Genomic DNA, 13,413 nt, shown 5'->3' on the forward strand with positions numbered 1-13,413 from the left:
CGACGAAGCGCTGCGCGGGCCCTGTCTCGTGTGCTCCACCGCGTACCAAGGAGTCAGTGAACAGATGAAGACGATCGACGAGCTTCTCGGCGAGGGCGTCGAGGGCAAGCGGGTGTTCGTCCGCGCCGATCTCAACGTGCCGCTCGACGGCACCACCATCACCGACGACGGCCGCATCCGCGCCGTCGTCCCCACCGTGAAGGCGCTCGCCGACGCCGGTGCCCGCGTCGTGGTCGCCTCCCACCTGGGCCGCCCCAAGGGCGCCCCGGACCCGGCGTTCTCCCTCGCCCCGGCCGCCGCGCGCCTCGGCGAACTGCTCGGCGCCGAGGTGGCCTTCGCCACCGACACCGTCGGCGAGTCCGCGCGGGCCACCGTCGCGGGCCTGGCCGACGGCGGGGTCGCCGTCATCGAGAACCTGCGCTTCAACGCCGGCGAGACCTCGAAGGACGACGCCGAGCGCGACGCCTTCGCGGACCAGCTGGCCGCCCTCGCCGACCTCTACGTCGGCGACGGCTTCGGCGCCGTCCACCGCAAGCACGCCTCGGTGTACGACCTCCCGGGCAAGCTGCCGCACGCCGCCGGCTACCTCATCGCCACCGAGGTCGGCGTCCTCAAGAAGCTCACGGAGGACGTCCGGCGGCCGTACGCGGTCGTCCTCGGCGGCGCCAAGGTCTCCGACAAGCTCGGCGTGATCGACCACCTCCTGGAGAAGGCCGACCGCATCCTCGTCGGCGGCGGCATGGCCTACACCTTCCTCAAGGCCCAGGGCCACGAGGTCGGCATCTCCCTCCTCCAGGAGGACCAGATCCCGGCCGTCCAGGGGTACCTGAAGCGGGCCGAGGAGAAGGGCGTGGAGTTCGTCCTCCCCGTCGACGTCCTGGTCTCCACCGAGTTCCCGGACCTCAAGACGAAGGCCCCGGCGAACCCCGCCACCGTCGCCGCGGACGCCATCCCGGCCGACCAGGAGGGCCTGGACATCGGTCCGGAGACCCGCAAGCTCTACGCCTCGAAGCTCGCCGACGCGGCCACCGTCTTCTGGAACGGCCCGATGGGCGTCTTCGAGCACCCCGACTACGCCGAGGGCACCCGGGCCGTCGCCCAGGCCCTCGTCGACTCCCCCGCCTTCACCGTCGTCGGCGGCGGCGACTCCGCCGCCGCGGTCCGCATCCTGGGCTTCGACGAGAAGGCGTTCGGACACATCTCGACCGGTGGCGGCGCCTCCCTCGAATACCTCGAGGGCAAGCAGCTCCCCGGCCTCGTCGCACTGGAGAAGTGAACACCACCATGAGTGAGACCACCCGCACCCCGCTGATGGCGGGCAACTGGAAGATGAACCTCAACCACCTGGAGGCCATCGCCCACGTCCAGAAGCTCGCCTTCTCGCTCACCGACAAGGACTACGACGCCTGTGAGGTCGCCGTCCTCGTCCCCTTCACCGACCTGCGCTCGGTGCAGACCCTGATCGAGGGCGACAAGCTCAAGATCAAGTACGGTGCCCAGGACCTGTCGGCCCACGAGTCCGGCGCGTACACCGGCGAGATCTCCGGCGCCATGCTCGCCAAGCTGAACACCGGCTTCGTCGCCGTCGGCCACTCCGAGCGCCGCCAGTACCACGCCGAGACCGACGAGCTGTGCAACGCCAAGGTGAAGGCCGCCTTCGCCCACGGCATCACGCCGATCCTCTGCGTCGGCGAGGAGCTCGACGTGCGCGAGGCCGGCAACGCCGTCGCGCACACCCTCGCCCAGGTCGAGGGCGGCCTCAAGGACGTCCCGGCCGAGCAGGCCGAGACGGTCGTGGTCGCGTACGAGCCGGTCTGGGCCATCGGCACCGGCAAGGTCTGCGGCGCCGCCGACGCCCAGGAGGTCTGCGGGGCGATCCGCGGCAAGCTCGCCGAGCTGTACACCCAGGACGTCGCCGACAAGATCCGCATCCAGTACGGCGGCTCCGTCAAGAGCGGCAACGTCGCCGAGATCATGGCGCAGCCCGACATCGACGGCGCCCTGGTGGGCGGTGCCTCGCTGGACGCCGACGAGTTCGTCAAGATCGTCCGGTTCCGCGACCAGTGATGATGTAGAGCGGCGGAGGTGATCCGTCGTACCCTTGCGGGGGTCGGGCCGGCGCCCGGCCCCCGTCCCTTATCAAGCTCCGAGGAAGTTGGTCCAGCCGTGGTTATGGGGTTCTCGATCGCCCTGATCGTCTTCAGCGCGCTGCTGATGCTGCTGGTGCTGATGCACAAGGGCAAGGGAGGCGGTCTCTCCGACATGTTCGGTGGCGGCATGCAGTCCTCCGTCGGCGGCTCCTCGGTCGCCGAGCGCAACCTCGACCGGATCACCGTCGTGGTCGGGCTGCTCTGGTTCGCCTGCATTGTGGTACTTGGTCTGCTCATGAAGCTGGACGGGTAACTCCGCACACTGGACGCGCGTTGGGCCTTCCGTAGACTGGGGCATCTTCGAGCACCATCACGCAGGGAGTTACGACCGTGGCAAGTGGCAACGCGATCCGGGGAAGCCGGGTCGGAGCGGGGCCGATGGGGGAGGCCGAGCGGGGCGAGTCGGCGCCGCGCCTCCGCATCTCCTTCTGGTGCTCGAACGGGCACGAGACCCAGCCGAGTTTCGCGAGCGACGCGCAGGTCCCGGACACCTGGGACTGCCCCCGCTGCGGATTCCCGGCCGGCCAGGACCGGGACAACCCGCCGGACCCGCCCCGCACCGAGCCGTACAAGACCCACCTCGCGTACGTGCGCGAGCGCCGCAGCGACGCGGACGGCGAGGCGATCCTCGCCGAGGCGCTCGCCAAGCTGCGGGGCGAGATCTGAACAGCCGCTGAACGACCCACCAAGGGCCTTGCCCGCGAACCAGGTTCGCGGACGGGGCCCTTCGTCGTGTCCGGCTCCGGTGGCGCGGAACAACCCGCCCGATCAATTAGGTTTGAGGAGCAGCGGGGCAGAAACGTACGAGAAGAAGTGGGCGATGTCCGAAATGACCACTGAAGGACGCATCAGGCTCAACCGGCTGCCCGAGTGGGCGGCCCTCGGCAAGCACCGGGAGCAGCTGGGCGACACCCACCTGCGCGAGCTGTTCGCGGCCGACCCCGAGCGGGGCACCCGCTACACCCTGCGGGTCGGCGACCTCCACCTGGACCACTCCAAGCACCTCGTCACCGACGAGACCCTGGCGCTCCTGCGCGAGCTGGCCGCCGCCACCGACGTCGCCGGACTGCGCGACGCCATGTTCCGCGGCGAGAAGATCAACACCACCGAGGACCGGGCCGTCCTCCACATCGCGCTGCGCGCCCCCCGGGACGCCGTGATCGAGGTCGACGGCGAGAACGTCGTCCCCAAGGTCCACGCCGTCCTCGACAAGATGGCCGCCTTCGCCGACCGGGTCCGCGCCGGCGAGTGGACCGGCCACACCGGCAAGGCCATCAAGAACGTCGTCAACATCGGCATCGGCGGCTCCGACCTCGGCCCCGCCATGGCCTACGAGGTCCTGCGCTCCTTCACCCGGCGCGACCTGACGTTCCGTTTCGTCTCCAACGTCGACGGCGCCGACCTCCACGAGGCCGTCCGCGACCTCGACCCCGCCGAGACCCTCTTCGTCGTCGCCTCGAAGACCTTCACCACCATCGAGACGGTCACCAACGCCACCTCCGCCCGCGACTGGCTCCTCGCCGGCCTCGGCGCCGGCCAGGAGGCCGTGGCCAAGCACTTCGTCGCCCTGTCGACCAACGCCGAGAAGGTCGCGGAGTTCGGCATCGACACCGACAACATGTTCGAGTTCTGGGACTGGGTCGGCGGCCGCTACTCCTACGACTCCGCCATCGGCCTCTCGCTGATGATCGCCATCGGCCCGGACCACTTCCGCGAGATGCTCGACGGCTTCCACCTCGTCGACGAGCACTTCCGCACCGCCCCGCCGGAGGAGAACGCCCCGCTGCTCCTCGGCCTCCTCGGCGTCTGGTACGGCGCCTTCTTCGACGCCCAGTCGCACGCCGTCCTGCCGTACTCCCACTACCTGTCCAAGTTCACCGCCTACCTCCAGCAGCTCGACATGGAGTCCAACGGCAAGTCCGTGGACCGCCAGGGCGAGCCGGTCGACTGGCAGACCGGCCCGGTCGTCTGGGGCACCCCCGGCACCAACGGGCAGCACGCCTACTACCAGTTGATCCACCAGGGCACCAAGGTCATCCCCGCCGACTTCATCGGCTTCGCCCGCCCGGTCGCCGACCTGACGCCCGGCCTGGTCGCCCAGCACGACCTGCTGATGGCCAACTTCTTCGCCCAGACCCAGGCCCTCGCCTTCGGCAAGACACCCGAGGAGGTACGGGCCGAGGGCGTGCCGGAGGAGCTCGTCCCGCACAAGACCTTCCGGGGCAACCACCCCACCACCACCCTCCTCGCCGACGCCCTCACCCCCTCGGTGCTCGGCCAGCTGGTGGCGCTCTACGAGCACAAGGTCTTCGTCCAGGGCGCCGTCTGGAACATCGACTCCTTCGACCAGTGGGGCGTCGAGCTCGGCAAGGTCCTCGCCAAGCGGATCGAGCCCGTCCTGACCGGCGACGGCGACACCGACGGCCTCGACAGCTCCACCGCCGCCCTCGTCACCGCCTACCGCGCCCTGCGCGGCCGGAGCTGACCGATGGCGGGGGAGAACGCGGTGCGGCTGCGGCCGCCGGAGAACGCCGTGGACCGCCGGGCGGTCGGCTGGTGGCGCACCCAGTGCCTCCTGGCCACCGCCGTCCCGGTGACGGTCCTCGGCGTCCTCGGCGCCCTGATCGCACCGGCCCGGTTCTGGCTGCTGCTGCCGGCCGCCGTGCTGGCCGCGGCCGGACTGGCCTGCACCGCGTTCTTCCCCGCCTGGTGGTACCGGGTGCACCGCTGGGAGGTCACCGACGAGGCCGTGTACGTCCGCACGGGCGCCCTGTGGCAGGAGTCGCGGATCGCCCCCATGTCCCGGATCCAGACCGTGGACACCGTACGCGGCCCGCTGGAGCAGCTCTTCCGGCTGGCCACCGTCACCGTGACCACCGCCTCCTCCAAGGGCGCGCTCCGGGTCGAGGGCCTCGACCACGAACTCGCCGCGGACCTCGCCGAACGGCTCACCGCGCTCACCCGGGCCACCCCCGGGGACGCCACGTGACCGGCGGGCCCGAGGGGGAGTGGCGGCGGCTCGACCCGCGCACCCTGCTCGTCACCGCCGCCGTCCTCTGCGGCGTCGCCGCGGGCGCCGGCGTGCCCGTCGCCGCCGGACTCTCCGGCGGCCGGCCGCTGTGGCAGGCCGTCGGCTGGGTCCTCGCCGGCGCCGCCCTCCTCGTCGCCTGCGGCACGGCCGCCGACTGGATCCGCTGCCGCCGCACCCGCTATCTGATCGGCCCCGAGCGGATCGACCTCCACACCGGCCTGCTGCTCCTCAAGCACCGCTCCCTGGCCCGCGACCGGATCCGCAGCGTCGACCTCACCGCCAACCCGCTCCAGCGGCTCCTCGGCCTCACCAAGGTCCGCATCGGCACCGGAGAGTCCACCGGCGGCGGCGAGTCCACCCTCGAACTCGAACTCGTCACCCGTGCCGAGGGCGAACGGCTCCGCCGCGAACTCCTCGCCCGCCCCGCCGCGTCCGGCACCGACCCCGCCCACGACGGCACCCTCGCCGTCCTCGACCCCCGCTGGATCCGCTACGCCCCCGTCTCCTTCGTCGCCCCCGCCCTCGGCGGCGCGGCGGCCGGGGCCGTCATGCAGGTCAGCGAGTGGTTCGGCGCCCAGGCCGAGGTCATCGACTGGATAGGGGACCGCTTCGAGACGGTCTCGCTGCCCTGGATGATCGCCGACCTGGTCCTCCTCGCCACCCTCGCCGGCGCCGTCGGCGCCCTCGGCCTCTGGGTCGAGATGTGGTGGAACTTCCGGCTGGAACGCGAACCCGGCGGCACCCTGCGGGTCCGCCGCGGTCTCCTCACCAGCCGCTCCGTCACCCTGGAGGAGCGCCGGCTGCGCGGCGTCGAGCGGGTCGAGCCCCTCGGCGTCCGGCTCTTCGGCGCCGCCCGCCTCGACGCCGTCGCCACCGGCCTCACCGAGGACGACGACGAGAAGCACACCGACCTCAAGGCGCTCCTGCCGGCCGCGCCCCGGGCCGTCGCCGACCGGGTCGCCGCCGAGGTGCTGGGCGAGACCGCGTCGCCCACCTCCGCCCCGCTCGCCGCCCACCCGCGCGCCGCCCGCGGCCGCAGGCTCCGGCGGGCCCTCGCCGCCGTGCTGCTCCCCGCCGCCGTCCTCGCCGCCCTCGGGGCGCTCCTCACCCCGGTGCTGCTGTACGTGGCGGCCGGCTGGACCGCGGTCCTCGTCCCGCTCGCGGTGGCCCTCGCCCTCGACGCGTACCGCTCCCTCGGGCACGCCCTCAGCGGTGGCCACCTGGTGACCCGCTCGGGCACCGTCCGGCGCTCCACGGTCGCCCTCCGGCGGACCGGCATCATCGGCTGGACGGTCAAGCAGTCGTACTTCCAGCGGCGCGCCGGACTCCTCACCCTGACCGCCACCACGGCCGCCGGAGAGGGTGCCTACGACGTCCTGGACGCGGGGGAGGCCCAGGGCCTCGGCCTCGCCGACCGGGCCGTACCGGGGCTGCTCGCGCCCTTCCTCGTACCGGCGGAAACGCCGGAGGCCCGGCCCACCTCACGGTGAACCGGGCCTCCGTACGGGCTCCGCGCTAGCGCTGCCGCGCCAGCTCCGAGGCCGCCGCCTCGTCCATCAGCCACAGCGTGCGCTCGCGGCCGCGGGCGCCGGACGCGGGCACCCGCGCCTCGTCCGCTTCGCCGGAGAGCGCGAGGGCCGCGGCCTTCGCCTTGTCCTCGCCGGCCGCCAGCAGCCAGACCTCCCGGGCCGCCCGGATCGCCGGGAGGGTCAGGGAGATCCGGGTCGGCGGAGGCTTGGGCGCGCCGTGCACCCCGACCACCGTCCGCGCGGTCTCCCGGACCGCCGGGAGCTCCGGGAAGAGCGAGGCCACGTGGGTGTCCGGGCCGACGCCCAGCATCAGCACGTCGAAGGCCGGCACCTCGGCGCCGGGGCCGGCCGCCGCGGCCAGCTCGGCCGCGTAGGCCGCCGCGGCGGCGTCGGCGTCGTCCCCGTGCGGGCCGTCCGAGGCCGGCACGGCGTGCACCCGGGCCGGGTCCAGCGGGACCCGGTCGAGCAGTGCCTCGCGGGCCTGGGTGACGTTCCGCTCGGGGTCGCCCCCGGGCAGGAAGCGCTCGTCGCCCCACCACAGGTCGAGCCGCGACCAGTCGATCGCGTCCCGGGCGGGAGCGGCGGCGAGCGCGGCCAGCAGGCCGTTGCCGTTGCGGCCGCCGGTCAGCACGACCGAGGCGGTGCCCCGGGCGGCCTGCGCGTCCACCACGGCGGTGATCAGCCGGGCCGCGGCGGCCTCGGCCATCAGCTCCTTGGACCGGTGGACCACCAGCTGCGGAGTCTTCACTTGGCCGCCGCCTTCTTCGCCGGGGCCTTCTTGGCCGGAGCCTTCTTCCCGGGCTCCGCCGAGGGCTCCTCGGGGGACTCCGCCGGGGCGGCGTCCGCGGCCGTGACGTCCGGGGCGGGGTCGACCGGCGCGGGGGCGACCGTGGCCGCCTCCTCGTCGAGCCGCTCCAGACCGAACCGCAGCGCCGCCGCGTAGGTGTCGTCCGGGTCGAGCCGGCGCAGCTCCTCCGCGATCAGCTCGGAGGTCTCGCGCCGCTTGAGCGCCACCGCGCGGTGCGGCTGGCCCTCTATGGAGAGGGTCGCGAGCGAGCCGTCCGGCCGGTCGAGCACGATCGGCCCGGCGCTGGTCTCCAGGCGCACGGAGGTCAGGCCGGGGCCCGCCGAGCGGGACCGGCGCACCGGCACCTTCAGCCGCTCGGCCAGCCACATCGCGAGCAGCTCCACGCTCGGGTTGAACTCCTCGCCCTCCACGTCGGCCGAGGTCACCGTGCAGTGGACCTGGTCGAGCGCGGCGGCCAGCATCGAGCGCCACGGCGTGATCCGGGTCCACGACAGGTCCGTGTCGCCCGGGGTGTAGGTGTCCGCGCGCGCGGTCAGCTCCTCGATGGGCTGCTCGGCGGCGTACGTGTCGGTCACCCGGCGCTGGGCCAGGGCGCCCAGCGGGTCGTTCGCCGGGTCGGTCGGCGCGTTCACCGGCCACCAGACGACGACGGGGGCGTCCGGGAGGAGCAGCGGCAGCACCACCGACTGGGCCTGGTCGACGACCTCGCCGTACAGCCGGAGGACGACCGTCTCCCCGGAACCGGCGTCGGCGCCGAGGCGGACCTCGGCGTCGAGCCGGGTGTTGGCCCGGTCCCGCGGCGAGCGCGAGACCCGCTTGATCACCACGAGGGTCCGCGAGGGGTGCTCGCGGGACGCCTCGTTGGCCGCCTTCAGCGCGTCGTAGGCGTTCTCCTCGTCGGTGACGATGACGAGGGTGAGCACCATGCCGACGGCCGGGGTGCCGATCGCCCGCCGCCCGAGCACCAGCGCCTTGTTGATCTTGGAGGACGTGGTGTCCGTCAGGTCGGTCTTCATGGCCGGCGCCAGCTCCTGCCGTCTCGTGCGAGCATCTCGTCCGCCTCGACCGGACCCCAGGTCCCGGACTCGTACTGGGCGGGCTTGCCGTGCTCGTCCCAGTACCGCTCGATCGGGTCGAGGATCTTCCAGGACAGCTCGACCTCCTCCACGCGCGGGAAGAGGTTCGAGTCGCCGAGCAGGACGTCGAGGATGAGCCGCTCGTACGCCTCCGGGCTGGACTCGGTGAAGGACTCGCCGTAGGCGAAGTCCATCGACACGTCCCGGATCTCCATCTGGGTGCCGGGCACCTTGGAGCCGAAGCGGACGGTGACGCCCTCGTCCGGCTGGACCCGGATGACGATGGCGTTGCGGCCCAGCTCCTCCGTCGACGTGTGGTCGAAGGGGGAGTGCGGGGCGCGCTGGAAGACCACCGCGATCTCGGTCACCCGGCGGCCGAGCCGCTTGCCGGTGCGCAGGTAGAAGGGGACGCCCGCCCAGCGGCGGTTGTCGATCTCCAGCTTGACCGCCGCGTAGGTGTCGGTCTTCGACTGGGGGTCGATGCCCTCTTCCTGGAGGTAGCCGACGGCCTTCGCGCCGCCCTGCCAGCCGGCCGCGTACTGCCCGCGGACGGTGGACTTCGCCAGGTCCTTCGGCAGCCGGACGGCGCCCAGCACCTTCGTCTTCTCCGCGGCGAGCGCGTCGGCGTCGAAGGAGGCGGGCTCCTCCATCGCGGTCAGCGCGAGCAGCTGGAGCAGGTGGTTCTGGATGACGTCACGGGCGGCGCCGATGCCGTCGTAGTAGCCGGCGCGGCCGCCGATGCCGATGTCCTCGGCCATGGTGATCTGCACGTGGTCGACGTACGACCGGTTCCAGATCGGCTCGAAGAGGGTGTTGGCGAAGCGGAGCGCCAGGATGTTCTGGACGGTCTCCTTGCCGAGGTAGTGGTCGATCCGGAAGACCGCCTCGGGCGGGAAGACCTCGTGGACGACCTCGTTGAGCTCCTTGGCGGAGGCCAGGTCGTGACCGAACGGCTTCTCGATGACGGCGCGCCGCCACGAGCCGTTCTTCTGGTCGGCGAGGCCGTGCTTCTTCAGCTGCTGGACCACGAGCGGGAAGAACTTCGGCGGCACGGACAGGTAGAAGGCGAAGTTGCCCCCCGTGCCCTGCGCCTTGTCCAGCTCCTGGATCGTGTCCTTGAGCTGCTCGAATGCCTCGTCGCTGTCGAAGTCGCCCTGGACGAACCGCATGCCCTGGATCAGCTGCTGCCAGACCTCCTCGCGGAAGGGGGTCCGGGCGTGCTGCTTGACCGCGTCGTGGACCTCCTGCGCGAAGTCCTCGTCCTGCCACTCGCGGCGGGCGAAGCCGACGAGCGAGAAGCCCGGCGGCAGCAGACCGCGGTTGGCCAGGTCGTAGACGGCGGGCATCAGCTTCTTGCGGGACAGGTCGCCCGTGACGCCGAAGATGACCAGGCCCGACGGCCCCGCGATGCGCGGGAGCCGTCGGTCCGCGGCGTCACGGAGCGGATTTGCTCCGTCGACGGTGCTCACTGTGGTCAGCCCTCCGAAGGGGCGAGGCGCTTGAGCTCCGCCTCGGTCGAGCCGAGCAGGTCGTTCCAGGACGCCTCGAACTTCTCGACGCCCTCGTCCTCCAGGAGCTGCACGACGTCGTCGTAGGCGATGCCCAGGTCCTCGACGGCGGCCAGCTCGGCGCGGGACTGCTCGTACGTGCCGCGGACGGTGTCACCGGCGACCTCGCCGTGGTCGGCGGTGGCCTCCAGGGTGGCCTCCGGCATGGTGTTCACCGTGCCGGGGGCGACCAGGTCCACGACGTACAGCGTGTCCTTGTACGCCGGGTCCTTGACGCCGGTCGAGGCCCACAGCGGACGCTGCTTGTTGGCCTGCGCCTTGTCCAGGGCGGCCCAGCGCTCCGAGGAGAAGACCTCCTCGTACGCCTCGTAGGCCAGGCGCGCGTTGGCGAGCGCGGCCTTGCCCTTGAGGGCCTTGGCCTCGTCCGTGCCGATGCCGTCCAGGCGCTTGTCGATCTCGGTGTCCACGCGGGACACGAAGAAGGACGCCACCGAGTGGATCTTCGACAGGTCGAGGCCGCGCTCGCGGGCCTTCTCCAGGCCCGCCAGGTAGGCGTCCATGACCGCGCGGTAGCGCTCCAGCGAGAAGATCAGCGTCACGTTGACGCTGATGCCGAGGCCGATGACCTCGGTGATCGCCGGCAGGCCGGCCTTCGTCGCGGGGATCTTGATGAGGGTGTTGGGCCGGTCCACCAGCCACGCCAGCTGCTTGGCCTCGGCGATCGTGGCGACCGTGTCGTGGGCGAGCCGCGGGTCGACCTCGATCGAGACCCGGCCGTCCTGGCCGTCGGTCGAGTCGAAGACCGGGCGCAGGATGTCGGCGGCGTCGCGGACGTCCGCCGTCGTGATCATGCGGATGGCCTCGTCGACGGTCACCTTGCGGGCGGCCAGGTCGGCGAGCTGCTGCTCGTAACCGTCGCCCGAGGAGATCGCCTTCTGGAAGATCGACGGGTTGGTGGTCACGCCCACCACGTGGGACTGGTCGATGAGCTCGGCCAGGTTGCCGGACGTGATCCGCTTGCGCGACAGGTCGTCCAGCCAGATCGCGACGCCTTCGTCGGAGAGGCGCTTGAGAGCGTCTGTCATGAGAGTTGCATCTCCAAAAGTCGTACGTATCCGCGTCAGCGCGCGGCGGCGGCGATCGATTCCCGGGCGGCGGCGGCGACGGCCTCCGGCGTGAAACCGAACTCACGGAAGAGGACCTTGGCGTCGGCCGAGGCACCGAAGTGCTCCAGGGACACGATCCGGCCCGCGTCGCCGACGTACTTGTGCCACGTGAGGCCGACACCGGCCTCGACCGCGACGCGCGCCTTCACCGACGGCGGCAGGACGGAGTCCTTGTACGCCTGGTCCTGCTCCTCGAACCACTCCACCGACGGCATCGAGACGACCCGGGTCGGGACGCCCTCCGCCTGGAGGGCCTCACGGGCCTCGACGGCCAGGTGCACCTCGGAACCGGTCGCGATGATCACGACCTCCGGGGCGCCGCCCTCGGCGTCGAAGAGCACGTAGCCGCCCTTCGCCGCGTCCTCGTTCGGCGCGTAGGTCGGCACGCCCTGGCGGGTCAGCGCCAGACCGTGCGGCGCGCCCTTCAGGTACTCGCGGGTGTGCCGCTTCATGATCTCGCGCCAGGCGATCGCCGTCTCGTTGGCGTCGGCCGGGCGGACCACGTTCAGGCCCGGGATGGCGCGCAGCGAGGCCAGGTGCTCCACCGGCTGGTGGGTCGGGCCGTCCTCGCCGAGGCCGATCGAGTCGTGCGTCCACACGTAGGTGACCGGCACGTGCATCAGGGCCGACAGGCGGACCGCGTTGCGCATGTAGTCCGAGAAGACCAGGAAGGTGCCGCCGTAGATGCGGGTGTTGCCGTGCAGCGCGATGCCGTTCATCTCCGCGGCCATGGCGTGCTCGCGGATGCCGAAGTGGATCGTGCGGCCGTACGGGTCCGCCTCGGGCAGCGGGTTGCCCTCGGGGAGGAACGACGAGGTCTTGTCGATCGTCGTGTTGTTCGAGCCCGCGAGGTCGGCCGAGCCGCCCCACAGCTCCGGGACGACCTCGCCCAGCGCCTGGAGCACCTTGCCCGAGGCGGCGCGGGTCGCGACGGACTTGCCCGCCTCGAAGACCGGGAGCTTCTCCTCCCAGCCGGCCGGCAGCTCGTTCGCCTGGATCCGGTCGAACTCGGCGGCGCGCTCCGGGTTGGCCGCACGCCACTCCGAGAGCTGCTTCTCCCACGCGGCGCGGGCCTCGCGGCCCCGGTCGCCGAGCGCGCGGGTGTGGCCGATGACCTCGTCGGAGACCTCGAAGCTCCGCTCCGGGTCGAAGCCCAGGACGCGCTTGGTGGCCGCGACCTCCTCGTCGCCCAGCGCCGAGCCGTGCGCGGCCTCGGTGTTCTGAGCGTTCGGCGCCGGCCAGGCGATGATCGAGCGCATCGCGATGAAGGACGGGCGCCCGGTCTCGGCCTCGGCCGCGCGGATCGCCGCGTACAGGCCCGCCGGGTCCAGGTCGCCGTTCTCCTGCGGCTCCACGCGCTGCACGTGCCAGCCGTACGCCTCGTACCGCTTCAGCGTGTCCTCGGACACGGCCGTCTCGGTGTCGCCCTCGATCGAGATGTGGTTGTCGTCCCACAGCAGGATCAGGTTGCCGAGCTTCTGGTGGCCCGCGAGCGAGGACGCCTCGGCGGAGATGCCCTCCTGGAGGCAGCCGTCGCCGGCGATCACGTAGACGTTGTGGTCGAACGGGGAGGTGCCGGGGGCCGCCTCCGGGTCGAACAGACCGCGCTCGTAACGGGCGGCCATGGCCATGCCGACGGCGTTCGCCACGCCCTGGCCCAGCGGGCCCGTGGTGGTCTCGACGCCGGCCGTGTGGCCGTACTCGGGGTGGCCCGGGGTCTTCGAGCCCCAGGTGCGGAACGCCTTGAGGTCGTCCAGCTCCAGACCGAAGCCGCCCAGGTACAGCTGGGTGTACAGGGTCAGGGAGGAGTGGCCCGCGGAGAGCACGAACCGGTCGCGTCCGACCCACTCGGGGTCGGACGGGTCGTGGCGCATCACCTTCTGGAAGAGGGTGTACGCGGCCGGCGCGAGGCTCATCGCCGTACCGGGATGGCCGTTGCCGACCTTCTGTACGGCGTCCGCGGCCAGGATGCGGGCGGTGTCGACGGCCCGCTGGTCCAATTCGGTCCACTGGAGGTCTGTGGTGGTCGGCTTAGTGCTCACCCTGGGTCAGGGCTCCTCTCCACATGTCTGTAGCCGGTGACTGAGGGTGTACCGGCGGTGTCGAGCCTACCCCCGAAAAAGCCCCCTCTTTTCGTGTCCATGC

Annotated in this window: 12 protein-coding genes; 7 read left to right on the forward strand and 5 right to left on the reverse strand. The window is 72.0% G+C overall.

All coding sequences use genetic code 11. The features are described 5' to 3' along the window. Positions 1-64 precede the first annotated feature (64 nt). The 7 genes from IE326_RS29815 (at position 65) to IE326_RS29845 (ending at position 6,671) form a co-directional block, all read left to right on the forward strand. The gene (locus IE326_RS29815; protein WP_150227618.1) at positions 65-1,276 is read left to right on the forward strand and encodes a phosphoglycerate kinase; all 1,212 of its coding nucleotides are present in this window, start codon (positions 65-67) and stop codon (positions 1,274-1,276) included. A 35-nt stretch (positions 1,277-1,311) separates the two neighbouring features. Beyond that, entirely contained in the window at positions 1,312-2,067 is a 756-nt protein-coding gene (gene tpiA, locus IE326_RS29820; protein ID WP_190044249.1) for a triose-phosphate isomerase, read from the forward strand. Positions 2,068-2,172: 105 nt separating this feature from the next. After that, positions 2,173-2,403 (forward strand): preprotein translocase subunit SecG, encoded by a 231-nt coding sequence (secG, locus tag IE326_RS29825; protein WP_030205174.1) that lies wholly within the window; start codon positions 2,173-2,175, stop codon positions 2,401-2,403. Positions 2,404-2,480: 77 nt separating this feature from the next. Continuing rightward, positions 2,481-2,816: an RNA polymerase-binding protein RbpA gene (locus tag IE326_RS29830; protein WP_003957010.1), complete on the forward strand. Its 336-nt coding sequence runs from the start codon at positions 2,481-2,483 to the stop codon at positions 2,814-2,816. A gap of 154 nt (positions 2,817-2,970) precedes the next feature. Beyond that, positions 2,971-4,635, forward strand: coding sequence for a glucose-6-phosphate isomerase (gene pgi, locus IE326_RS29835; RefSeq protein ID WP_373310307.1), 1,665 nt, complete (start codon positions 2,971-2,973; stop codon positions 4,633-4,635). Positions 4,636-4,638: 3 nt separating this feature from the next. Further along, a complete protein-coding gene (locus IE326_RS29840) occupies positions 4,639-5,139 on the forward strand; it encodes a PH domain-containing protein (protein ID WP_150227616.1) in 501 nt (166 codons plus the stop codon). Continuing rightward, entirely contained in the window at positions 5,136-6,671 is a 1,536-nt protein-coding gene (locus IE326_RS29845; protein WP_190043812.1) for a PH domain-containing protein, read from the forward strand. Before IE326_RS29840 ends, IE326_RS29845 begins: the two co-directional genes overlap by 4 nt. A 25-nt stretch (positions 6,672-6,696) precedes the next feature. On the opposite strand, the gene pgl is transcribed toward IE326_RS29845, so the two are convergent. From pgl to tkt, 5 genes are read right to left on the reverse strand one after another with little or no spacing between them, the layout of a single operon-like run. Then, on the reverse strand, positions 6,697-7,458 hold the full coding sequence (pgl, locus tag IE326_RS29850) for a 6-phosphogluconolactonase (protein ID WP_190043813.1): 762 nt from the start codon (positions 7,456-7,458) through the stop codon (positions 6,697-6,699). Continuing rightward, a complete protein-coding gene (gene opcA, locus IE326_RS29855) occupies positions 7,455-8,534 on the reverse strand; it encodes a glucose-6-phosphate dehydrogenase assembly protein OpcA (protein WP_190043814.1) in 1,080 nt (359 codons plus the stop codon). The genes pgl and opcA overlap by 4 nt, the downstream gene beginning before the upstream one ends. Continuing rightward, positions 8,531-10,063, reverse strand: a complete 1,533-nt coding sequence (gene zwf / locus IE326_RS29860) for a glucose-6-phosphate dehydrogenase (RefSeq protein WP_150227612.1) — start codon at positions 10,061-10,063, stop codon at positions 8,531-8,533. The genes opcA and zwf overlap by 4 nt, the downstream gene beginning before the upstream one ends. Positions 10,064-10,068: 5 nt before the next feature. Then, positions 10,069-11,187, reverse strand: coding sequence for a transaldolase (gene tal, locus IE326_RS29865; RefSeq protein WP_190043815.1), 1,119 nt, complete (start codon positions 11,185-11,187; stop codon positions 10,069-10,071). A 35-nt stretch (positions 11,188-11,222) separates the two neighbouring features. Beyond that, entirely contained in the window at positions 11,223-13,310 is a 2,088-nt protein-coding gene (tkt, locus tag IE326_RS29870; RefSeq protein WP_190043816.1) for a transketolase, read from the reverse strand. Positions 13,311-13,413 lie beyond the last annotated feature (103 nt).

The sequence above is a fragment of the Streptomyces filamentosus genome (genome assembly GCF_014654895.1).
Classification (GTDB): domain Bacteria; phylum Actinomycetota; class Actinomycetes; order Streptomycetales; family Streptomycetaceae; genus Streptomyces; species Streptomyces filamentosus.

Excerpts from the sequence above, each read along its gene's own strand:
- IE326_RS29815 (WP_150227618.1), top strand. The coding sequence starts at position 65 with ATGAAGACGATCGACGAGCTTCTCGGCGAGGGCGTCGAGGGCAAGCGG.
- tpiA (WP_190044249.1), top strand. The coding sequence starts at position 1,312 with ATGGCGGGCAACTGGAAGATGAACCTCAACCACCTGGAGGCCATCGCC.
- secG (WP_030205174.1), top strand. The coding sequence starts at position 2,173 with ATGGGGTTCTCGATCGCCCTGATCGTCTTCAGCGCGCTGCTGATGCTG.
- pgi (WP_373310307.1), top strand. The coding sequence starts at position 2,971 with ATGTCCGAAATGACCACTGAAGGACGCATCAGGCTCAACCGGCTGCCC.
- IE326_RS29840 (WP_150227616.1), top strand. The coding sequence starts at position 4,639 with ATGGCGGGGGAGAACGCGGTGCGGCTGCGGCCGCCGGAGAACGCCGTG.
- opcA (WP_190043814.1), bottom strand. The coding sequence starts at position 8,534 with ATGAAGACCGACCTGACGGACACCACGTCCTCCAAGATCAACAAGGCG.
- tal (WP_190043815.1), bottom strand. The coding sequence starts at position 11,187 with ATGACAGACGCTCTCAAGCGCCTCTCCGACGAAGGCGTCGCGATCTGG.